Origin of the sequence: Niastella soli (genome assembly GCF_017742245.1) — a bacterium.
Classification (GTDB): Bacteria; Bacteroidota; Bacteroidia; order Chitinophagales; family Chitinophagaceae; genus Niastella; species Niastella soli.
On sequence record NZ_JAGHKO010000001.1, the window covers coordinates 2,003,192 to 2,025,192 of the forward strand.

A 22,001-nucleotide genomic window follows, 5' to 3' on the forward strand; every position below is an offset into this window, starting at 1 on the left:
CAAAATCCCATGAGTAAAAAGAATAAACCCGATAGCAAAGGTTTCGTATACAGTACCGATCCAAACTTTAAGTTTGATGAAGAACAGAAAGGCGGATCGCAAACTTTGCCACCCGAACAACAGAAATTACGCATCTGGTTAAATACCAGGCTGCGTGCAGGTAAAGCCGTGACCCTTATCGTTGATTTTGTAGGTACGGAAGAAGATCTGGAAGACCTGGGCAAAAAGCTGAAGAACTATTGTGGTACCGGCGGTTCAGCCAAAGATGGTGAGATCCTTATCCAGGGCGATCAACGCGATAAAGTATTGCAGTGGCTGCTGAAGAACGGTTATAAGCACAGTAAAAAGGCGGGGTAGAAGATCAAATCAACTCTTTAATTATGCGCGATACTCTTTTAACTATCTTGTCATGCATATTAGGGTTGGTATCGATTGTAAGTGCGATAGGTGCTGTGTATGCAGTGCCAATGGGTTTAATTCTAAAAGAACGTAAACTGACAAGGCTTGGACTTAAATGCCTTGCGTGTGCTGTGGCTGTCGGCTTTTTAGCCATTTATGTTATAATGTTGGTAGTTGGTAAAATGTGTTAGCAGATCAATATTGAATGATCCTATTTCTCCTTATACATGCATTGGTTCTTGTAGGTGGCGTCTTTATCCTGGCCTCACTACGTTTTTTTATTTTGGCGATGCTTGAAAAAGATCGTACAAGAACAGCTTCTGGAGTCAGATATATGTTGTGGGGCATTGGACTTGTGGGAACCTGGTGGGTGATTATGTATAGTATTTTCAGTGGGATTCAGTGTTGATATTCAAAAACTGAATGTTGTGGTTTTTCTATTTGCAATTTTAACGGCGCTCACATTTTGTTCCACACTGATTGGTGTAGGATCCCTGGTAATGGGTTCGGTGTACAGGGACCGTAGCCTGATCTATTTGGGGTTGAAAGCCTTGTTGATTGCTGTTTTGGCGGTTGCCCTTCTTAGTGTGCTTCTTTGGCCTTATATAAAAGACCTGAACCATAGAATTAAGACTTTTGCTGAATTTTTATTATCTATTATAAAATAAAAGCGCTCCGGTATAACCGCGGAATTTAAGCTGATTTACATGTTCGGATATTTCTCTCTTATACTTTCTGTTGTTATTACATTGATAATGCTGGTGCCGTTTGGCTTTGCCGCACTCTATGCTTTTTTATCCTTAAAGCAATTAATAATTGCAGAAAAGGAAAAAAGCAAACTTAAAATGAATAATGGGGCAATAGCTTTAGCGGTGTCATTAACAGGAATGATATTGATAATATTTTTGTGGTTATATATAATGGCGAGAATGTAGAAAAGAAACTAATTAAAAAAGGGCCTCGTTACTTAACAAGGCCCTTTTGCATATTGTCAATTGTTTACTACCAATTGTCTATTGTCCAGCAGCAGAACTATACGACTTCTTATCACCCCACATATTCAATAACTCCAGTGAAGGGATCTTGAAATCACCACTTAAACTTACATACAGGCCTATAACGTCCTGTTGGTTCAGCGGATAGGTATCGATGCTTTCGAAACGAACGTTGTACTGGTTCACCAGGTTCGTGTAAACTGAGCCGGTAGGCCATACCTGAGTACCACGGTTGCTGATGTTAATGAGGTTGAATTTAACCCCGGCATGACGCTGACATTTTTTAGCAATTGCGTCAGGTTGTTCATTGCTTTCGATGAACATATCAACACCAATGATCTTTTCATTCTCCACTTCCTTTGTAACCAGCATGGTGTTTCTTTCCAGCTTTAAAGGAGTGGGAGTACCTGGTTTATTGGGGATTAGTTGTTTGGCATTTAACTGTGGTGTTTTGCCAAAATTGCTGATAATGGCATCTGCAAACTCTGTAGTGTTGAGGCTGGGTTTGCTTTTATCGCCAAAATCACCTGTGTGTACACCCTGCTCGAGCGTATACAGCAACGCATTTTCAATAACAGCTGCATTTTCAGTAAGACCAAGGTGACGAAGCATAGCGAACCCGCTTAACAGTAAGGCTGTGGGGTTGGCAATGTTCTTACCTGCAATATCAGGCGCAGTACCATGCACGGCTTCGAAAATACAGATGTGGTCGCCAATGTTGGCGCTTGGAGCAAAGCCCAGGCCACCCACCAAACCGGCGCACAGGTCAGATACGATATCACCCTGCAGATTGGTAAGTACCACCACATCAAAGGTATCGGGGCGGGTAACCAGTTTCATACACAGGTCATCAACGATCACATCATCTGCTTTCAACTCGGGGTATTCTTTGGCTACTTCATAGAAGCAGTCGAGGAACAAACCGTCGGTGATCTTCATGATATTAGCCTTGTGGCTACAAGTGATACGGCGGGCTTTCTTCTGGCGGGCCATTTCAAAAGCATAGCGGATAACCTGTAAGCTACCGGGGCGGGTAATAAAGCGGCGGCTCAATGCTACGTCTTGGGTAAGCATGTGTTCAATACCACCATATGTATCTTCAATATTTTCGCGAACTACTGTAATATCAATAGGAATGCCGGCTTTGGAGAAAACAGTATCAACGCCGTGCAGGGTTTGAAATACGCGTTTATTAGCGTAGGTATTCCAGGTTTTGCGAGCAGTAACGTTCACACTTTTAACGCCTTTGCCCTTGGGGGTTTCCATGGGGCCTTTGAACAATACGCCCAGGCGCTCGATGGTTTGCTGGGCTTCGGGTGTCATACCGTTTGAAAAACCCTTGTCGAAAACCCACTTTCCCATGTCAACCATCTCATATTCCAGGGGAACTTTATTAGCGTCAAAAATTTTTAAAACGGCACTCATGATCTCCGGTCCAATACCGTCGCCTTTAGCCACTGCAATTTTCATGTGTATAGTTTTTGTTTGTTTAAATTAAAGCCACATGCAACCCGGTCACGACACCTGAATGGTTTTATATATCTAAAAATGAATAGGTTATCGTGAAGGCGTCATGTATAAAATTTAATAATTGGTCGATGTGAATAAATCCGGGGCAAAATTAGCTATTCCCGGTACAATTCATATTAAAACGTGAATAATTGCTATGGCAGGCTTTTATTTTGATTATCTTTAAATTCCAAACTAGTTAGTGCAATGGTCTCAAAGATTTCCGAAGGAATTGAAATAAGTGTCGAAACGTTCTACCAGCCCGATTACTCCAACCCTGTATCGGGTGAATATATGTTTGCCTACCGGATCACCATTGAGAATCACAATAACTATCCTGTAAAACTGCATCGTCGCCACTGGCATATTATTGATAGCAATGGTACCAACCGGGAAGTAGAAGGCGAGGGGGTGGTAGGCGTGCAGCCCACTTTGCAGCCTGGTGAGCGGTATCAATACGTGAGTGGTTGCAATTTACGGAGTGAAATGGGTAAAATGCATGGCACCTATCTCATGGAGAATTTGCTTAATAAAACATCGTTCGATGTAAATATTCCGGTGTTTGAAATGATAGTGCCGTTTAAGATGAATTAGGCACAGGCGCGCAGTTGATCAGTTAAAAAGTTGACCAGTTGACAAATTTCGCTCTATTTCGGACTCATGAGTAAATGCAAACCTGAGCAATATAAATTTAAAGAAAAGGCCCCCGATAAAATCGGGGGCCTTTTCTTATATTTTAACTGATTAACTCCCCGACACGTCGGGGCAAGCTGTCAACTTGTTAACTGGACAACTTACTCCGCATTCACATGCATCATCTTCTTCAATAATTTGGTAAGCGAGAACAGGATCAGCGAAGCAACGCCTGCCATACCCACAAATAACATAAAGAAGTCGTACAGGTTGGTCATATGATAACCCAGGAAGTTGGTGGTTTTACCGGCTTCAGGATACAGGGCGCTTAATACCCCTGCTAATTTGTTAGCAGCTGCATTGGCCAAAAACCATACGGCCATTAATAACGACGCGAATTTGAAAGGCGCCAGTTTATTCACCAGCGACAGACCAATTGGTGATAACGACAGTTCACCCCAGGTATGTAAGGCATACATACCGGTAAGCCAGATCATGCTCACTTTTATCCCGGGCTGAACATCTTTTACGCCGAATGCTATCCATAAATAACCCAATGCCAGCAGCATAAGGCCCATGGCCATTTTAAAAGGAGAAGTTGGCTCACGTTTGCCCAACTTCAACCATAACCAGGCAAAAACAGGAGCAAATGCTACCACAAACACTGAGTTCAGTGACTGAAACCAACTGGCCGGAACAGTAAAGAAGCCCAGATCGCGTTGGGTTTGTTCTTCTGCAAAAAAGGTAAGAGAAGCACCGGCCTGTTCAAAGGCCGACCAGAAGAAGATCACAAAAAAGGCCACTATAAAAATAACGCCAATCCGCTGGCGCTCTATTTTACTCAAAGATTTGTCTGAGAAAATAACAAATGCAATAAACAGCACACTGGCTATTAACAGGTAGGTAAGGTAGCTGACTACTTTAGCATCTATATACAGCAAACCGATCAATACAGCAGAGAAAAGCAATAAACCGCCAACAATGTAAACCGGATTGCTGAATTGTTTGGGGGAGTTAGCAGGTACTTCACCCAGCGGATTGCCCTCAGGCGATTTTACATATTTTGATTGAAATACTTTTTGAACAACCACGCTTAACAACATACCAATACCTGCCACCAGGAATGACCATTTAAAATCGGCGGGGTTACCGGTATCGCCAACCAAACCACAGATAAACGGCCCGATAGCGCCACCCACATTGATACCCATATAAAATATAGTATAGGCAGCATCGATCCGGCGGTCGCCTTTTGGATATAGCTGTCCAACCATGGAAGAGATATTGGGTTTGAAGAAACCGTTACCGGCAATCATTAAACCCAACCCGGTAAAGAACAGAATAGAGGAAATATCAGGAGCTGATTTATATAAGGAAGCGCAGAAAAAAAGTACGAATTCCCCAATTGCCATTACCAGGCCGCCCGCAATAATGGAACGTTTATTGCCCCAGAAACGATCTGAGATATAACCGCCCACAAGAGGGGTTAAATATACAAGACTGGTATAGCTGCCATACAGATTACTGGCAAACACTTTATCGAACAACAGCGCTTTGGTCATGAACAATACCAATATGGCCCGCATGCCATAATAGTTATATCGTTCCCACATTTCGGTGGCAAATAATACGTACAATCCTTTCGGATGTCCTTTTGAGGCCTTGGCAACCGGTTGGGTTACCTCGGGGTTAATCGTGGCGGTTTGAGACATGGAGTTTTTGTTTTTAAAAAATCAAGCAATACGTTAGAGCAGTATTAACGGCCCAAAATAGTGATTAATTAAATACGGCTAATATGTGTTGGACATATTGTTTAGCCAATTATAAGCATTTTAATACTTATCCTTTAGGGGACGGCACTTCCTGAACACTTTTAAGGTTCCTCTTTCAGACGCTTATTATAACCCTTGGAGGGGCCAAAATGGCCATGGGATAGGCATCGGGTGGGGAATCTGTATTTATAGTCTGCAAATCATGGGGTTATAAGGCCTTTAATAACCGGCTCGAGTTGAAAAGATGGAGCAGAATTAAAATTCATTAATCCCCCCCGAATGCCGAAATTCGCCGCGGCAAAAACTACTTCACTTATTAATCATGAATATTTTACTCTTAGGTTCTGGTGGCCGGGAACATGCCCTGGCCTGGAAACTTACACAAAGCAAACAATGTGATCAGTTATTCATTGCGCCCGGTAATGCTGGTACCAACCAGTATGGGACCAATGTTAATTTATCAATCACCGATTTTGGCGCTATTAAAAAATTCGTGCTGGACAACAACATCACTTTATTGGTGGTTGGGCCCGAAGAGCCGCTGGTAAAGGGCGTAACCGATTTCTTTAAAAAAGACGATCAACTAAAACAGGTGGTGGTTATTGGTCCTTCGCAATACGGCGCGCAACTGGAAGGCAGCAAGGCCTTTGCAAAGAAATTCATGATCCGTCATGGCATTCCAACAGCAGCTTACCGCGAGTTTGATGAAACCAATTATGCGGAAGGCATTTCTTATTTACAGCAACATGCCCTGCCTATTGTCTTGAAAGCCGATGGATTGGCTGCTGGTAAAGGCGTGCTTATTTGCCAGTCGCATGTGGAAGCGATTGCCGAATACGAGCTGATGTTGCAACACAGCAAATTTGGCGACGCCAGCAAAAAGGTAGTGGTAGAAGAATTTTTAACTGGTATTGAGCTGAGTGTTTTTGCATTGACCGATGGAAAGGATTATGTTTTATTACCAGAAGCCAAAGATTACAAAAGAATAGGGGAAGGCGATACCGGATTGAATACCGGTGGCATGGGCGCCGTAAGCCCTGTACCGTTTGCCGACGAAACCTTTATGAAAAAGGTAGTAGAGAGAGTAATAAAGCCAACCGTTCGCGGCCTGGAGCAGGAAGCGATCGATTATAAAGGATTTGTGTTTTTCGGCCTCATTAAAGTGGGCGACGAACCATATGTTATTGAATACAACTGCCGGATGGGCGACCCTGAAACGGAGGTGGTGATGCCCCGGCTGAAAACCGACCTGGTTGAGCTGTTTATGGCCACTGACAAAGGTACCCTCAACACTATAAAAATTGAACAGGACAGCCGTTATGCCTGCACCGTGATGGCCGTAAGTGGCGGTTATCCCGGCAATTATGAAAAAGGATTTGTTATCAGCGGGTTAAATAAAACTGTGCCTGCCGATAGCCTGGTTTTCCATGCCGGTACTTCACAAAAAGATGGAAATGTGGTAACCAGTGGCGGCCGGGTGCTTACGGTAACTTCATATGGCAATACGGTGAAAGAAGCCGTAGCCAAATCGAAAGAAACGCTGCAACAGATCTCATTCGAGGGGATGTATTACCGCCAGGATATCGGTTTCGAATTTGACTAAATGCTTTTCGGAAAATACGCTCTACATGCAACAACAAAAACAAGTACACTACAGTGATTATCTGCAATTAGACAAGATCCTGAATGCTCAAACCCTGGAAAGTGACTTATTGCAACAGCATGCCCATGACGAAATGCTGTTCATTGTCATACATCAGGCTTATGAGCTTTGGTTCAAACAATTGTTATTCGAAATTGATTCTGTGGCGGCCATTATGCAAAAGCCGGCAGTTAACGACAATTCGCCCGAACTGCAAACCGTGGTCCACCGGTTAAACCGTATGGTAACCATCTTGAAGGTGCTGGTGCATCAGATAGATATTATGGAAACCATGACGCCGATGGATTTTCTTGATTTCCGGGATATGCTGCGGCCGGCATCTGGTTTCCAAAGCTGGCAGTTTAAACTGGTAGAAGCCAAGCTGGGCCTCAAATACCAGGCACGCCATGGCCAGGAATATTATATTTCACAATTACGGCAACCACAAATAGATCTCATTCGCCAGGCCGAAAAAGAAAGATCGTTCATTGAGCTGCTCAATGCCTGGCTCGAACGCATGCCCTTTTTTGAAGAGGAGGCTAACTGGAACAATTATAAATCAGTTGCCGGCCCTCTTCCAGCCACCGCTAATGGAGGTCCTTTCTGGAATGATTACCGCCACATTTATGCCAGTGGTTTGGCTGAAGCGGAGCAAAACAACATTCAGTTTTTTGATGCGGTATTTTCAGATGAGGCGGCTTCCCCTGAAAGGCAATTATCGCCCAAAGCCTGTAGGGCCGCCCTTTTCATTATGTTGTACCGTGGCTATCCCATTTTACAATTGCCTTTTCAGCTGCTGAATGGTTTATTGGAAATAGATGAACAACTAAGCACCTGGCGGTACCGGCATATGAGCATGGTACAGCGGATGATAGGCACCCGCATTGGCACCGGTGGCAGCACTGGCCGCGATTATTTGAAAGGTGCTTTGGACAAACATTACATCTTCGCTGAGGTCTCCAGGCTTACCAGCTTTTTGATTGAAAGGAGAAGATTGCCAGTATTAAGTCATGAAATGGACAGAAGATTAGGCTTTGTACACGGCTAATACAAGGATGCAGGTTACAAGTTTCAAAGGGTGCTGAAACCCCGCAGGGCAGGCGTTGGAACTTGTAACCGCTAACTTTTAATTTCCCGGCCAACTGTCTACCCACAACAATTCTCCCTCCTTTAGGTAATTCTACGTACAATCCGTAAATGTAATTTTTACGGCCGCACAACCCCTAAACAACAGACGATTTTTAATCATGTGATGTATATAACCATGCAAAAAGCCGGTTAGAAAACAATTTAAACATTAAGCAACAATTAACGTTTCAGTATAACGTTAGTTGAATGACTTTACATGCGATTTTTGTGCCACGAAAAACACCTAAAACGCAGGGTAAGATATAATACAGAATAACAATACACGGCCCTTCCGCGCCGGAACTGTAGCGGAAAAGAGCAGAACGATAAGCGAATACTGTACCAGAAAAAAAATACTTGATCCAGCAAAGGTTGTGCTTTGTTAATTCGAATTATTTGCTTCAATTTTGCATGCATTACATTCAATCCAAAATCTGACCTTCTAAATGGGCTTATTCAACTTTTTCACCCAGGAGATTGCCATCGATCTGGGCACTGCCAATACCCTAATCATACACAATGACGAAGTAGTGGTGAATGAACCGAGTATAGTAGCGCTGGACCGTAATAATCCAAAAACGGTTCTGGCAGTAGGGAAACGGGCATTGATGATGCATGAAAAGACCCATGAAAGCATCCGCACTGTTCGTCCCCTCAAGGACGGAGTAATTGCCGACTTTAACGCTGCAGAATTAATGATCCGGGAGATGATCAAAATGATCTATCCTAAAAAGCCATTATTCCCCCCAAGCTGGAGAATGATGATATGTATCCCTTCGAGTATTACCGAGGTGGAAAAGAGGGCGGTACGCGACAGTGCTGAGCAGGCAGGCGCCAAAGAGGTGTACCTGTTGCACGAGCCTATGGCAGCCGCCCTGGGTATTGGTATCGATGTAGAAGAGCCGGTTGGTAATATGATCATCGATATCGGTGGTGGTACAACAGGTATTACAGTAATTGCCCTGGCGGGTATTGTGTGCGACCAGAGTATTCGTATCGCCGGTGATGAATTCACTGCCGATATTATGGAAGCCCTGCGCCGCTATCACAGCTTGTTAATTGGTGAACGTACTGCAGAACAGATCAAAATAAACATTGGTGCGGCCATGAAAGACCTGGATAACCCACCAGATGATATTCCAGTAAACGGCCGCGACCTGGTAACCGGTATTCCTAAACAGATCATGGTTAGCTACCAGGAAATTGCCGAAGCGCTCGATAAAAGCATTTTTAAGATCGAAGAAGCTATTCTGAAAGCGCTGGAAATGACCCCTCCCGAATTGGCTGCGGATATTTACAGACGCGGTTTATACCTCACTGGCGGTGGAGCCCTGCTGCGCGGTTTGGATAAACGCTTAAGCCAGAAAATTAAATTGCCAGTACACGTGGCTGACGATCCATTAAAGAGCGTGGTACGCGGAACTGGCCTGGCGCTGAAAAATTATGACCGCTATCCTTTTGTGATGCGTTAAGCCGTTGTGATTTACTTTCAAATTGTTAAAATCCTGTATGGATTACCCCAGACAGGATTTTGTAATTAAAAATTCCGCAGGTGCGTAATATTTTTCTCTTCATCAGGAGGTACTTCAATTTTGTATTCTTCGTGGTGCTGCAGATTGCGGCCCTGTATATCCTTTTTCATTACAATAAGTTCCATGAAGCCGTTTTTTCCGGCGTAGCCAATGAATTGACCGGCAACATAGGTGGCAAATACACCAATGTTACCTATTACTTCCACCTCAAAAAAACCAACGACGACCTGGCCAAAGAAAACGAAGAATTGCGTAACAAGCTGTTAGCCAACTTCGAACGGCCAGATACAACCCAAAAGATCGTACAGGATACCATTCCCTACGATACTTTGGGGCATTACCGTAAATATCTCTACCGCAGCGCCCGGGTAGTAAACAACTCGGTTAGTTTACCCAATAACACTTTTACCATTAACCGTGGTGAAAATGAGGGCATTCATAAAAATATGGGTGTTATCAGCCCCACGGGGGTGGCCGGGGTTGTGATCAATACCAGTAATAATTATGCGGTGGTAATGAGCTTATTACATCGCCAAACCAAGATCAGCGCCAGCCTGAAGAAGACCGGGGAGACCGGTAAAGTGCTTTGGGATGGCACCAGTCCTTTATATGTTACCCTGAAAGATATCCCTAAAAGTGCGCAGGTAGTAAAAGGCGATTCCGTAGTTACCAGCCCTTACGCCTCCCATTTTCCGCCAGGTTTATTGATTGGCACGGTGATGGATATAGTTGACGACAAAACCAGCAGCTTTTACACTTTACGTTTAAAACCAGCCACTAATTTTTTCAATGTACAGTTTGTAATGGTGGTAGAAAATCTGTTGAAAGATGAGCAAGCCAAACTGGAAGAAGAAACTAATAAAATTAACCAATGAGTGATCTGGTACGTAATACGATCCGATTTGTATTGTTTATACTGGTACAGTATTATGTATTGTTTCAAATACGGCCACTACACCAGTTTGTAGTGCCTTATGTGTATTTCCTTTATGTGCTTTGGTTGCCTTTTAGCATGGGCCGGATGAGCCTTTTGTTAGTAAGTTTTGTTTTTGGTTTAACCCTCGATTATTTCACCCAAACCCCGGGTTTGCATGCGGCCGCCTGCACATTGATTGCCTATGTGCGGGGTTTTGTAGTAAACATCCTGATACCACAGGAAGGCGCAGAACAGAACTATAAATCGCCTTCACCTGTTAGTATGGGGTGGGCGCCTTATGCGGTGTACGTACTGGTTTTAACTTTAGTGCATCATATCTATCTGGTTTTCCTGGAATGGCTGCAGTTTGGTTCGTTCCTGTTTTTCCTGGGAAAGGTACTGGCAACAACTGGTATCAGCTTAATGTTGATACTTATAACCGAGTTGTTGTTCTTTAGAAAAGAGAAATTCAGGACAAATACAGCGTAAACGCCGCTCAAATGGATGGTGCATAAAAAGATTTAACTTCGCCTACAATAAATTATTCAATTTTTTATTTGGTAATTAGTACTGTAATGTACTTTAAGTCCTATGTCTGTATTTAACCAGTCAAGAAGTAACATAATACGCCTGATATTTCTCGGACTCTTCCTTATTATCATAGTTCAGTTATTTAACCTTCAGGTGATTCAGGGCAAATACAAAGTATTGGCCATGGAAAACGCGGTATTTGCCAAAGTAAAATATCCCGACCGGGGAATCATTTACGACCGCAAGAACCGGCCTATCTTAAATAACACTATCATGTACGACCTGGTGGTGGTACCCAACGAGGCCGTGAAAACTGATACATTCGGACTTTGTGAGATCCTTCGCATTGATACTGCTGAGTATAAAAAGCGCATCAGAGAAGCTGTTATAAAAAATGGTCGTTACCGGCCTTCTATTTTTGAAGATCTGCTGGAACCCGGATTACAGGCCCGGCTTGATGAGAACATCTGGAAATTTCCTGGTTTTGCATTGGTGGAACGTCCCGTACGCGTGTATCCGTTTAATGCCGCCGCGCATATTATGGGTTACATTGGTGAAGCAGACTCCAACATCATCAAACGCTCAGGCGGCTTTTACCACATGGGCGACTATGTTGGCCGCAGCGGACTGGAAGCGTATTATGAAAGGGTGTTGATGGGACAACGCGGGGTAGAGTTTTTATTGAAAGACAACAAGAACCGCCTGGTAGGTAATTATGAAAAGGGCCGTTATGATACGCCTGCTGTTCGTGGACGTAACCTGCATACCTATATTGATATTGAATTGCAACAACTGGCCGAAAAGCTGATCTCCGGTAAACTGGGTGCGGTTGTAGCCCTTGATCCCAAGACCGGAGGGATACTGGCCATGGCTTCCGGACCCAACTATGACCCCAATTCATTGACAGGTCCCAGTAAACAAAAGAATTACAGCCGCATGGTACTGGATGTTAAAGCACCGCTGTTAAATCGTGCTATCCAGGGATTCTATCCACCAGGATCAACTTACAAACCATTGGGTGCATTAATAGGATTGGATGAAGGTGTAATTAACCAATACAGTGGGATTAGCTGTACCGGCGCTTATTACGGTTGTAATAAGGTAGTTCACTGTCTGGAACATTGGCAGGGACACTCGGCCAATTTGCGCTTATCCATAGCCCATTCCTGTAACTCATTCTTTTCAGACGTTTTCAGAAAAACCATCGATAATCCAGAGTACCGCAACGCCCGCACCGGCCTGGTAAAATGGACCGAATACATGCGTAAGTTTGGTTTAGGGCACCGGATCGGTGTTGACCTGCCCAGTGAAATTGGTGGTAATGTGCCCGATACCACACAGTATGATAAAGAATACCGCCGCTCCTGGAATTCCTGTACCATGGTTACCATCGGTATTGGTCAGGATAAACTAACCGCTACTCCTTTACAAATGGCCAATGCTATGGCCATTGTTGCCAATAAAGGCTTTTACTACATTCCGCATTTTGTAAAGAATTTCGAGAATGAGAACGAGCAGGATACTGCAATGAAAAAATACCGGGAGAAGCATGAAGTGTTAACACACATCTCCCCAGACGTATTTGATGTTGTACAACAGGGGATGCAGGATGTGGTAGAGCATGGTACGGCGCAGGTAGCACGTATCCCTGGTATTAATATGTGTGCCAAAACAGGTACTGCCGAAAACAAAACTGTATTGGATGGAAGAGTGATCCAACTGAAGGATAACTCCATGTTCGTTTGTTTTGCACCCCGTGAAGATCCCAAGATCTGTGTAGCGGTTGTAGTGCAGAACGCCGGTTATGGAGCTACCTGGGCAGCGCCAATTGCGTCATTGGTAGTAGAAAAATACCTGACCGATTCTTTAAGAGCAGAAAGACTTCCAGAAGTAAAACGGATCTCAGAAGCCAACATTATTCCAGACTACTTTGAAAGATTACAATATAAAACAGATTCAACGCGGGCCCGTAAATGGTTCGATCTGACAAAGGACAGTAATTACATTAGAAAGTATTTGCCCCGGCAACGTAATACCAATAGCGCCAAAAAGCAGACCCAATCGCCTGCGGCGCCTATGGTCATGAAGTCGGCAAAGGAGGTGATGATCAATGAGAATTTATATGCAAAACGATCTACGATCGATAAAAGAAATCCATGAACAACCAGCGTAATCCTACCATATCAAAAGGGGTCGATTCAACCCTTATCTGGCTGTATTTAGTCCTGGTTGCGATCGGGCTGATGAGTATCTTTTCCGTGACCTATCACGAAGGAGATGAAGTGATGCGTAGTTTTCTGAGCTTTAAAACAGATTACAGCAAACAATTGATCTATTTCGCTGCATCATTGTTACTTGGGTTATTCATTCTGCTTACCGATAGTAAATTCTTTACCGCAACAGCGAATATCTGGTATGCATTCGGTATACTATTATTACTACTTGTATTCCCTTTTCATACCAGCGTAAAAGGTACGGAGTCTATCATTCGCTTTGGTGGCTTTCAATTACAACCAGCTGAGTTGTGTAAAGTGTTTGTATGTCTGGCCCTGGCTAAATACTTATCGCGGGTAGAAACGGACTTCAGTAAAACAAGTTCGCAACTGATGGCAGCAGGTATTGTTTGCCTGCCGGCTTTAATAACCATTGCACAAAAGGAAACAGGGTTGGCCCTGGTGTTCCTTGCCTTCTTTCTGGTAATGTTCCGGGAAGGTTTGCCTGCAGGGTACCTGATCATTGGGTTTTCTCTCGCTGTACTGGTGGTAGCAACATTGCTTATTGATAAAGATATACTGGCAATCATCTTAACGGTCATTGCCGTGATAGCTATTTATTTTGGCTGGCGGTTTACCCGGCAGCGCCGGGAATTGATCATTATTGTAAGCCTGGTATGGGTAACCTGTGTAGGCGTACAGCGGTTTGCCGTGCCTTTTATATTTACCCATGTATTACAGAAACACCAGGTGGAACGTATCTTCTCCCTGATTGGCCGGGAGAACCCTTATGCCAAACTGAATACAGTGGAAGGAGATGAGCCTGAAGTTGTATCCGTAAAAAAGGATACTGACTATAACGTACGGCAAAGTAAGATCGCCATTGGTTCCGGTGGTTTTTTTGGACGAGGTTTTTTAAAGGGTACACAGACCCGCTTTGACTTTGTACCCGAGCAACGTACCGATTTTATATTCTGTACCATTGGCGAAGGTTTTGGCTTTTTGGGTTGTTTAGTGGTACTGGGTATTTACATTTTCTTACTCTTGCGAATGGTAAATATTGCCGAACGACAACGAAGTGTGTTCAGCCGGTGTTATGCATATGGAGTGGCCTCTGTATTCTTTTTTCATATTGCCATCAATATTTGTATGACGGTTGGTTTGGCGCCGGTGATAGGTATTCCTTTGCCATTTGTTAGCTATGGAGGGACCTCGCTGATCTCATTCACCACTATGCTGTTTATATTGGTGCGCCTGGATGCAGACAGACAAATGGTGTTGCGTTAATGCTTTATCCGCCGAAGCTTTAATAAAGGCGGGGTTGTTTGCCAGATTAACAATTAAGATCATGAAAGTTATACCCCTGAGTGAAGGCACGTTTACGATAGATAAAACAAAGTTGTTTGTTCCTTTTGATACAGAGAAAGATGATCTGCAGGAGCGGCCGGTAGGAAGTTTGCTGGTAGAAATTCAACCCTTTGTTGTTATTACTTCAGAAGATGTATTGCTGTTGGATACCGGTTTGGGTTTTACAAATAAAAGCGGCCGGTTACAATTACACCAGAACTTAATGGATAATGGCATCAATCCCGGTGAAATTACCAAAGTATTGATGTCGCATTTGCATAAAGACCATGCCGGTGGCATTGCTATGGGTACCGGGTCTGAAAGAACGCTCAGTTTTCCGCAAGCGAAATATTATATTCAGAAACAGGAAATGGCCTATGTATATGAAAAGGGGTTTCCTTCTTATATGCCCGATGAACTGGATTGTTTAAAAGATGCACCCAATGTAGAGTGGCTCGATGGCAATGGTGTGATCGACGGTTATATCAAATACGAAATAACCGGGGCTCACAGTAAATACCACCAGGCATACTGGATTGTAGATGGTGGGGAAACTGTTTTCTTTGGCGGTGATGATGCACCTCAGCTGCAGCAGATGCGTAGCCGTTTTGTGGCCAAGTATGATTATGATGGCAAAAAGGCTATGGAGCTTCGTCAGCAATGGTGGCAGAAAGGCGAGCAGGAAAAGTGGAAGTTCCTGTTCTACCACGATGTGAAGAACCCTACCTGGGAGTTTTAAGAAACTTATATATCAAGGCCTCTGCATAATGCGGAGGCTTTTTTATTTGCAAGGATGTGAAGAACCCTACGTAGGAGTTGTAAGCCAACAAAAAAGGCCTGCCCTGGAAAGGACCGGCCATTGCTAACCTATGAAAAACACCTAGTTTAATCAATTTCCGCGGAAAGGTCTTCGGTTCTCCATTTTCTGCATGCGACGGTCCATCAGTTCCTTCTGCAGTACGGTGCCGAATTCTTTCTCAGCTTTAAAAAATGTATTTACTTTTTCAGAAGACAGGGCTTTATTAAAATCACCGTTGTACTTCTTACGAATATTCAATAGCTTTTCTTCTGTAGCAATTTCTCCTTCTTTGTTCTGGCGGGCATCTATCCTGGTTTTTTTTATTTCCCCCATGTATTCGTTGTATATGGGCCAGAACCGTTGAGCTTCTTCCGTGCTAAGGTTTAATTTTTTAGTGAGATAAGCGATCTTAAGTGCTTCAATACGGCTCCCATTGCCTTTTGCACCATCATCATCCTGTGCAAGGGAAACCGCCGATACACCCAGCGCCATCACTATTATGAGTATAATTTTTTTCATGAGTTTAATTCGTTTGAATGTCTTTTACAGTGCTGTACTTTTCCAGGTACTGTTGCAGGTCCTCATCTGATACATCGGCCAGCATATCTTTCATATCACTGACAGTTAACTCATCGGTGTTGGCCGCCAGAGCAGGTTCTGCGGGAGCAGGAGTTTGGTTCTCCAGGTAATTTTCAAGAATGTCATCGCTGACGCTATCGAGTGAGGCCGCAATGGCACCACCACCATCAGTTACATCGATACCACGATTTAAATAAAGCACACCACCAGTGATGATAAGCCCCGCAACAACGGCAGCTGCAGCATACCGTAATATCCGGCGGGTAAAGCTCATTGATACCACCCTGGCGGGCTGTTGTGCCCTCACGGCTTTTAATACCTGGCCAGGCAGTTGTTCAAAATAGCCTGCGGGTACCTGATATACCTGCATTCTTTTCAAGCCATTAGTCAATGGCGACCCATTTTCGAGCGCATCATTTACAAAATCAATAGCCTGTGCTCCGGCAATTGCATTCTCTCCCAACTCTTCAAAGTAACCAGCCGGTGTGCTGAATGGCATCTTTTTACCAATCTGACCTAACAATGGCGAAACTATCTCCAGTTCTTCCTTCACATTTTCGGTGGCCTGGGTTTTAACCCGGTTAAGTATAATGGCTGGTAAATTGTTAAAGTAGTCGGTAGGAACCTGGTATGGATTATTATTTGCTTGTTGTAATAAAGGTGAAAGCGTTGTTTCTTCTTGCTTTACCTTTTGTAAAACGGCATTGGCAAACCCTTCAAAGTAACCTTGTGGAACCTGGTAAGGATTGTTGTTTGCCTGTTGTAAATCGGAAGAAAGCGTTGCTTCCTCACCCTTTACCCGTTGTAAAACGGTATTGGCAAACCCTTCAAAGTAACCTTGCGGAACCTGGTAGAGATTGTTGTTAGCCTGTTGTAAACCGGAAGAAAGCGTTGCTTCCTCACCCTTTACCCGTTGTAGAATGGTATTGGCTAACCCATCAAAGTAACCGGCAGGTACCTGATAGGGGTGGCTGGATTGGGGTAAAACAGGGGGAGTGGCATCCAGGGCCTTAACCAGTTGTAATAACCGGTTGGGCAGCCCTTCAAAATACCCGGCAGGCACTACATAAGGAGCCTGATAGCTGATGTCAGCTACAACCGGGCTGATCTCCCTTAATTCAATCAATATGTTGTTCCTGTTTTCCATTGCACCAACTATGACTTAATTTGTTAATTAAAGTTTAATGATTGAGAATGTAATCCTCAATTTTTTTAACGGCGTGGTGGTAAGAGGCTTTTAAGGCCCCTTCCGAGGTTTCCAGCACGTGGCTCATTTCTTCATAAGGCATTTCGTCGTAATACCGTAAGGTGAATACAACCCGTTGCTTTTCAGGTAATTGCTGAATAGCAAGCTGTAATTTCCACTCCAGTTTATTAGGGTCGAAATGTTTGTCGGCTTTGATCTTGTTCTCCAGCCCACTTTCCACATCACTGAGCGATACCGAGCTTCTTTTTTTCAATTGTTCCAGGTAAGTGAGGCATTCATTGGTGGCAATCCGGTAAAGCCAGGTGTACAACTGGGAGTCTTCTCTAAAGTTTTCCAGGCCATTCCACACCCTGATAAATACATTCTGTAATACATCATTCGCGTCCTCATGTTCTACTACCATCCGGCGAATGTGCCAGTATAGTCTTTCCTGGTATTTTCGGATTATAGCCGTATAGGCCTTTTCTTTAGTGGCCGGATCGCGAAATTGCATCAGCAATTCGCTGTCTTGCATGGTCACCGACATAGGTTAGCTGTTTTCTGTGATAAAATATTGGAATCTGCCAATTGAATTTAGTTTAAACGTTCCAACAAATATATTATGATAAGATATAAATCAGTCGGTTATAGTTGATATTAAAAAGGTCTTAATATGAGGCCGGGAAATAATAGAGAACAGGCCCCTTCAGGTATTTGAAATGCCGGCGGTAATTATTAGCATTGCAGGCAAGGATCGTATTTATCCGTACACCCTAAACATAAATCCGTATGAGTGACACAAAAAATGGACCCCTTGTCTATTTCAAAATGCTTTTCGGACTGTCTGCAATCATCTTCGTCCTTTATTTTATAACCGCTACCATCTCCAAATTGTTGGGACATTCACTCTGGAGCTGGGTGAATGTACTGCGTTTCTATTTAGGCGCGGGAATCCTCTTTATATTATTCTGCTATACTATCATGATCAGGAAGATGGTTTTCCCAGGAGGAAAAAAATAGTCTATTCTCAAACTTTAACCCCCAGTTATGGAAACGTCCCAATCTACTAATCCCGCTAATGATGCTGCTACTTTGAAACGTACTGAAATTGAACATCAGTGGGATGTATTTATGCAACAGATCTTACAGGCAAGCTCCAATGGTTTTATAGGTGAAACAGAAAATGGTATAAAGATCTATTCTTTTGAAAGCTGGTTAAGGGATACAGGTAACAGATCATTTATTCAGGAGTATTGTACCTATTTAAAGGACAACGATTTTATGGCCACCCATGCGGTTAAAGGGGCAAAGCTGCATATTCAGAATTTCAAAGTATTAAGTAAGTTCCTATTGTGGTCCCTGTTACCAGGTATCTTCCTTTACCTGCTGGTAGCAGCTTTTCTGAACACCTTTGACATTTCCTTTTGGAGTTGGTTGCCGGCAATTCTTTTTGGCTTAACAGGACCGATCCTGGTGTTGATGATGTTACTTCCTCAATACATCAGACTTATGAAGGAAAAGAAAAACGGTGAGTATATACAGCCTCAATATGTGATAAAGTATTTTGATAACGACGAACTTACTTTTCTGAAATCCAGGAACAGGTTATTCAAAGAAGAGTAAAAAGGGCAGCTTACCATCTACTAAAAAATAAAGGTGAACGGCCATGACCATTCACCTTTATTCATTTATTAAGCAAGGACCATTATCCTTTTCTTGCGATAACTTTTTGTGCTGCTTCAACGATGTTGGGGGTATCCAACCCGTATTTTTTCAGCAATTGCATAGGTGTACCGCTTTCGCCAAACGTATCATTGGTACCGATGTACTCAATGGGAATGGGGAAGTTTTTAGAAGCGGTTTGCGCAATGGCATCACCTAAACCACCAATGATATTATGTTCTTCCACGGTAACCGCACAGCGGGTTTTGCGGATAGATTTTAAGATAGCTTCGGTATCGAGCGGTTTAATGGTGTGAATGTTCACCACTTCAACGCTGATGCCTTTTTCTTCCAGAATGCGACCGGCTTCAATGGCTTTCCATACCATGTGACCGCAGGCAAAAATGGAAACATCAGTTCCTTCGCTGAAGAACTGGGCTTTACCTATTTCAAATTTTTGATCAGCTGCTGTGAAAATAGGCCATGACGGACGGCCAAAACGCAGGTAAACTGGACCAACATATTCAGCAACGGCAATGGTAGCTGCTTTGGTTTGGTTGTAATCGCAAGGCACGATCACGGTCATACCGGGCAACATTTTCATTAAACCAATATCTTCCAGGATCTGGTGGGTGGCACCATCTTCGCCCAGGGTTAAACCAGCGTGCGAAGCACAGATCTTTACGTTTTTACCAGAATAAACAATTGACTGACGAATTTGATCGTATACACGGCCAGTGGAGAAGTTGGCAAAGGTGGTAGTAAAAGGAATTTTTCCTCCAATCGTTAAACCGGCTGCAATACCCATCATATTGGCTTCAGCGATCCCGACCTGAACAAAGCGCTCGGGAAACTCTTTCATAAACTGGTTCAGTTTCATAGAACCAGCCAGATCAGCTGTAAGGGCTACTACATTCGGATTCTTACGGGCTGCTTCCACAATACCATCGCCAAAACCGCTGCGGGTATCTTTTTGTCCGGTTACCTGTATTTCTTTCAGCATGTTAAAAATTTGGTGGTGCAAAGTAAGGTAAAAAAAAGCAAATGGCTCAATGGCATTTATAATCACTGCCACTGAGCCATCCATATATTTTAACTAACATTAGTTCAGATCGGCAGGTCTGCTGCCCTGGTAAAAGCTGGCATCGGCCTTCAGGCGTTGCTCCCACTTCCAGGCAGTGGTCATCATATCTTCAAGTGAGTATTTTGTTTCCCAACCCAGTGTTGTACGGGCATGGTCGTTATTGGCGTAAATGGCTATCACATCACCGGGGCGGCGTGGGCCAATTACATAATTCAGATTTACATTACTCACTTTTTCAAAAGCTTTAATGGCTTCCAGTACGGTTACGCCATTACCTGAACCCAGGTTAAACACTTCGCACCGTTGTGTGCTTTTTTCTTCCTGTAAGTATTTAATGGAAAGCGTATGTGCATGGGCAATATCACTAACATGTATGTAATCCCGAAGGCAGGAACCATCGCGTGTAGGATAATCGTCGCCGTGCACCTGCATTACAGGTATTTTACCAATAGCTGTCTGCGTAATGGCAGGCACCAGGTTGGCAGGCCGGCCTATAGGCAATTCCCCAATCAAAACAGATGGATGGGCGCCTACCGGGTTAAAATAACGCAACAGGATGCATTTGGAAGGATTCGCTTTGGAAAATTCATTTATGATCTGTTCGCCCATTTGTTTGGTATACCCATAAGGCGATTCGGCCGGTTTGGGCGGTGTTGCTTCTGTAACAGGTATCTTATCGGGGTTGCCGTATACTGTACAGGAAGAAGAGAATACAAAATGGGGAATATTAAACTCCGAAACGCATTTCAACAGGTTGATCAATGAAAACATATTGTTTTCAAAGTACATTAAGGGTTGTTCTACTGACTCTCCTACGGATTTATAAGCTGCGAAATGGATGATACCAGATATGTCAGTATTTTCCTGGAAAATAGCATAGGTGTCATCAAAGTTGCACAGGTCTACTTTATAGTTTTTTACCTTTTTGCCGGTAATTTTTTCAATGCCTTCCAGGATGCGTGGGGTTGACCGGGAATTATTGTCGACAGAAATTACATCAAAGCCGTTTTCAATAAGGTCAACAATGGTGTGAGATCCAATATAACCACATCCGCCTGTAACCAGAATTTTGCTCATTATATCGTTTTATTTAAGATTAGCTTTCTTTCAATACATTCATAAGATATTGGCCGTATCCACTCTTAAGCAATGGTTGAGCCACGGCGATCAGCTGCTCTTTTGTGATAAAACCTTTGCGATAGGCAATTTCTTCGATACAAGCGATTTTTATGCCTTGCCTTTGCTCAATTACCTGTACAAATTGAGAAGCTTGCATCAGGGAGTCAAAGGTACCAGTATCCAACCAGGCAGTACCCCTGTCAAGTATGGACACTTTTAATTTCTCCCTGCGAAGATATTCTTTATTTACATCTGTGATCTCATACTCGCCCCTTGGACTTGGTTTCAGCTCGCGGGCAATGGCTACTACTTCATTATCATAGAAATATAAACCTGGGACCGCATAGCTGCTTTTAGGCTGAGCGGGTTTTTCTTCAATGGAAATTACCTTGTTGCCCTTGTCAAATTCAACTACGCCATATCGTTCGGGATCGCTGACATGGTAAGCATATACAATGCCACCATCAGGATTATTGTTTTTGGAAAGTTGTTCTCCCAGTCCTACCCCATAGAAAATATTATCTCCCAGTACCAGCGCTACATTGTCATTCCCAATAAAATCGGCGCCAATTACAAAGGCCTGTGCCAATCCGTTGGGGACAGCCTGCTCTGCATAGGTGAAGCGTAAACCCAGTTTCGAGCCATCACCAAGCAATCTTTTAAACTGGGGAAGGTCGTGGGGGGTAGAAATGATCAGGATATCCTGGATGCCTGCCAGCATTAATGTAGACAAGGGGTAGTAGATCATTGGCTTATCGTAAATAGGCATGATCTGTTTACTGATCGCATAGGTTATAGGGTGCAATCGTGTACCTGACCCTCCCGCTAAAATAATTCCTTTCATGTTAGCATTAAATTATATTGAAAAATAATAGCACAAAAAGTTGTAAGGGTGCGTAAATTATGCCAAAGTAACAAGAAACGAGTGGAAAACAAAAAGGAAGTAGGGAATTGG

20 protein-coding genes are annotated in these 22,001 nt (G+C 43.4%); 12 read left to right on the top strand and 8 right to left on the bottom strand.

What is annotated here, in order from left to right:
• The first annotated feature begins 9 nt into the window (after positions 1-9).
• Both J7I42_RS08385 and J7I42_RS08390 read left to right on the top strand, forming a co-directional pair.
• Positions 10-357: a translation initiation factor gene (locus J7I42_RS08385; protein ID WP_209138324.1), complete on the top strand. Its 348-nt coding sequence runs from the start codon at positions 10-12 to the stop codon at positions 355-357.
• Positions 358-1,106: 749 nt separating this feature from the next.
• Positions 1,107-1,334 (top strand): hypothetical protein, encoded by a 228-nt coding sequence (locus J7I42_RS08390; protein ID WP_209138325.1) that lies wholly within the window; start codon positions 1,107-1,109, stop codon positions 1,332-1,334.
• A 78-nt stretch (positions 1,335-1,412) separates the two neighbouring features.
• Here J7I42_RS08390 and J7I42_RS08395 read toward each other — a convergent pair whose 3' ends face one another.
• Positions 1,413-2,864: an NADP-dependent isocitrate dehydrogenase gene (locus J7I42_RS08395; protein WP_209138326.1), complete on the bottom strand. Its 1,452-nt coding sequence runs from the start codon at positions 2,862-2,864 to the stop codon at positions 1,413-1,415.
• 246 nt (positions 2,865-3,110) lie between these two features.
• On the opposite strand from J7I42_RS08395, the gene apaG reads away from it, so the two are divergent.
• The gene (gene apaG / locus J7I42_RS08400; RefSeq protein ID WP_209138327.1) at positions 3,111-3,497 is read left to right on the top strand and encodes a Co2+/Mg2+ efflux protein ApaG; all 387 of its coding nucleotides are present in this window, start codon (positions 3,111-3,113) and stop codon (positions 3,495-3,497) included.
• A 200-nt stretch (positions 3,498-3,697) separates the two neighbouring features.
• On the opposite strand, the gene J7I42_RS08405 is transcribed toward apaG, so the two are convergent.
• Complete coding sequence (locus J7I42_RS08405; RefSeq protein WP_209138328.1) at positions 3,698-5,248, bottom strand: peptide MFS transporter; 1,551 nt, start codon at positions 5,246-5,248, stop codon at positions 3,698-3,700.
• A 382-nt stretch (positions 5,249-5,630) separates the two neighbouring features.
• Between J7I42_RS08405 and purD the strand changes: the two genes are divergently transcribed.
• The 8 genes from purD (at position 5,631) to J7I42_RS08445 (ending at position 15,356) form a co-directional block, all read left to right on the top strand.
• Entirely contained in the window at positions 5,631-6,911 is a 1,281-nt protein-coding gene (gene purD, locus J7I42_RS08410; RefSeq protein WP_209138329.1) for a phosphoribosylamine--glycine ligase, read from the top strand.
• A gap of 25 nt (positions 6,912-6,936) precedes the next feature.
• Positions 6,937-7,998 carry a tryptophan 2,3-dioxygenase gene (locus J7I42_RS08415; protein ID WP_209138330.1) on the top strand — a complete coding sequence of 354 codons (1,062 nt, stop codon included), beginning with the start codon at positions 6,937-6,939 and terminating at the stop codon, positions 7,996-7,998.
• Positions 7,999-8,524: 526 nt separating this feature from the next.
• Complete coding sequence (locus tag J7I42_RS08420) at positions 8,525-9,550, top strand: rod shape-determining protein (RefSeq protein ID WP_014223005.1); 1,026 nt, start codon at positions 8,525-8,527, stop codon at positions 9,548-9,550.
• 80 nt (positions 9,551-9,630) lie between these two features.
• Positions 9,631-10,485, top strand: a complete 855-nt coding sequence (gene mreC / locus J7I42_RS08425; RefSeq protein WP_209138331.1) for a rod shape-determining protein MreC — start codon at positions 9,631-9,633, stop codon at positions 10,483-10,485.
• Positions 10,482-11,015 (top strand): hypothetical protein, encoded by a 534-nt coding sequence (locus J7I42_RS08430; RefSeq protein ID WP_209138332.1) that lies wholly within the window; start codon positions 10,482-10,484, stop codon positions 11,013-11,015. The genes mreC and J7I42_RS08430 overlap by 4 nt, the downstream gene beginning before the upstream one ends.
• Positions 11,016-11,117: 102 nt before the next feature.
• Positions 11,118-13,217, top strand: coding sequence for a penicillin-binding protein 2 (mrdA, locus tag J7I42_RS08435; protein ID WP_209138333.1), 2,100 nt, complete (start codon positions 11,118-11,120; stop codon positions 13,215-13,217).
• On the top strand, positions 13,214-14,557 hold the full coding sequence (rodA, locus tag J7I42_RS08440; RefSeq protein WP_209138334.1) for a rod shape-determining protein RodA: 1,344 nt from the start codon (positions 13,214-13,216) through the stop codon (positions 14,555-14,557). Before mrdA ends, rodA begins: the two co-directional genes overlap by 4 nt.
• Positions 14,558-14,618: 61 nt before the next feature.
• Complete coding sequence (locus J7I42_RS08445) at positions 14,619-15,356, top strand: MBL fold metallo-hydrolase (RefSeq protein ID WP_209138335.1); 738 nt, start codon at positions 14,619-14,621, stop codon at positions 15,354-15,356.
• A gap of 150 nt (positions 15,357-15,506) precedes the next feature.
• Here J7I42_RS08445 and J7I42_RS08450 read toward each other — a convergent pair whose 3' ends face one another.
• The 3 genes from J7I42_RS08450 to J7I42_RS08460 are packed head-to-tail and all read right to left on the bottom strand — an operon-like array spanning position 15,507 to position 17,728.
• The gene (locus J7I42_RS08450) at positions 15,507-15,935 is read right to left on the bottom strand and encodes a hypothetical protein (protein ID WP_209138336.1); all 429 of its coding nucleotides are present in this window, start codon (positions 15,933-15,935) and stop codon (positions 15,507-15,509) included.
• 4 nt (positions 15,936-15,939) lie between these two features.
• Positions 15,940-17,142, bottom strand: coding sequence for a hypothetical protein (locus J7I42_RS08455; RefSeq protein ID WP_209138337.1), 1,203 nt, complete (start codon positions 17,140-17,142; stop codon positions 15,940-15,942).
• 34 nt (positions 17,143-17,176) lie between these two features.
• Positions 17,177-17,728, bottom strand: a complete 552-nt coding sequence (locus J7I42_RS08460; protein ID WP_209138338.1) for an RNA polymerase sigma factor — start codon at positions 17,726-17,728, stop codon at positions 17,177-17,179.
• A gap of 500 nt (positions 17,729-18,228) precedes the next feature.
• On the opposite strand from J7I42_RS08460, the gene J7I42_RS08465 reads away from it, so the two are divergent.
• Positions 18,229-18,804 carry a hypothetical protein gene (locus J7I42_RS08465; RefSeq protein WP_209138339.1) on the top strand — a complete coding sequence of 192 codons (576 nt, stop codon included), beginning with the start codon at positions 18,229-18,231 and terminating at the stop codon, positions 18,802-18,804.
• Between the two features lie 82 nt (positions 18,805-18,886).
• Here the strand turns inward: J7I42_RS08465 and J7I42_RS08470 are convergent, their stop codons facing one another.
• From J7I42_RS08470 to rfbA, 3 genes are all read right to left on the bottom strand, one after another.
• Positions 18,887-19,846, bottom strand: a complete 960-nt coding sequence (locus J7I42_RS08470; protein ID WP_209138340.1) for a transketolase family protein — start codon at positions 19,844-19,846, stop codon at positions 18,887-18,889.
• A gap of 99 nt (positions 19,847-19,945) precedes the next feature.
• Positions 19,946-21,004, bottom strand: a complete 1,059-nt coding sequence (gene galE / locus J7I42_RS08475; protein ID WP_209138341.1) for a UDP-glucose 4-epimerase GalE — start codon at positions 21,002-21,004, stop codon at positions 19,946-19,948.
• Between the two features lie 19 nt (positions 21,005-21,023).
• Entirely contained in the window at positions 21,024-21,890 is an 867-nt protein-coding gene (gene rfbA, locus J7I42_RS08480; protein ID WP_209138342.1) for a glucose-1-phosphate thymidylyltransferase RfbA, read from the bottom strand.
• Between the last annotated feature and the right edge of the window lie 111 nt (positions 21,891-22,001).

Coding starts and splice junctions, on each gene's coding strand:
- J7I42_RS08385 (WP_209138324.1), top strand. CDS start 10: ATGAGTAAAAAGAATAAACCCGATAGCAAAGGTTTCGTATACAGTACC.
- J7I42_RS08390 (WP_209138325.1), top strand. CDS start 1,107: ATGTTCGGATATTTCTCTCTTATACTTTCTGTTGTTATTACATTGATA.
- J7I42_RS08395 (WP_209138326.1), bottom strand. CDS start 2,864: ATGAAAATTGCAGTGGCTAAAGGCGACGGTATTGGACCGGAGATCATG.
- apaG (WP_209138327.1), top strand. CDS start 3,111: ATGGTCTCAAAGATTTCCGAAGGAATTGAAATAAGTGTCGAAACGTTC.
- J7I42_RS08405 (WP_209138328.1), bottom strand. CDS start 5,248: ATGTCTCAAACCGCCACGATTAACCCCGAGGTAACCCAACCGGTTGCC.
- purD (WP_209138329.1), top strand. CDS start 5,631: ATGAATATTTTACTCTTAGGTTCTGGTGGCCGGGAACATGCCCTGGCC.
- J7I42_RS08415 (WP_209138330.1), top strand. CDS start 6,937: ATGCAACAACAAAAACAAGTACACTACAGTGATTATCTGCAATTAGAC.
- J7I42_RS08420 (WP_014223005.1), top strand. CDS start 8,525: ATGGGCTTATTCAACTTTTTCACCCAGGAGATTGCCATCGATCTGGGC.
- J7I42_RS08430 (WP_209138332.1), top strand. CDS start 10,482: ATGAGTGATCTGGTACGTAATACGATCCGATTTGTATTGTTTATACTG.
- mrdA (WP_209138333.1), top strand. CDS start 11,118: ATGTCTGTATTTAACCAGTCAAGAAGTAACATAATACGCCTGATATTT.
- rodA (WP_209138334.1), top strand. CDS start 13,214: ATGAACAACCAGCGTAATCCTACCATATCAAAAGGGGTCGATTCAACC.
- J7I42_RS08445 (WP_209138335.1), top strand. CDS start 14,619: ATGAAAGTTATACCCCTGAGTGAAGGCACGTTTACGATAGATAAAACA.
- J7I42_RS08450 (WP_209138336.1), bottom strand. CDS start 15,935: ATGAAAAAAATTATACTCATAATAGTGATGGCGCTGGGTGTATCGGCG.
- J7I42_RS08455 (WP_209138337.1), bottom strand. CDS start 17,142: ATGGAAAACAGGAACAACATATTGATTGAATTAAGGGAGATCAGCCCG.
- J7I42_RS08460 (WP_209138338.1), bottom strand. CDS start 17,728: ATGTCGGTGACCATGCAAGACAGCGAATTGCTGATGCAATTTCGCGAT.
- J7I42_RS08465 (WP_209138339.1), top strand. CDS start 18,229: ATGGAAACGTCCCAATCTACTAATCCCGCTAATGATGCTGCTACTTTG.
- J7I42_RS08470 (WP_209138340.1), bottom strand. CDS start 19,846: ATGCTGAAAGAAATACAGGTAACCGGACAAAAAGATACCCGCAGCGGT.
- galE (WP_209138341.1), bottom strand. CDS start 21,004: ATGAGCAAAATTCTGGTTACAGGCGGATGTGGTTATATTGGATCTCAC.
- rfbA (WP_209138342.1), bottom strand. CDS start 21,890: ATGAAAGGAATTATTTTAGCGGGAGGGTCAGGTACACGATTGCACCCT.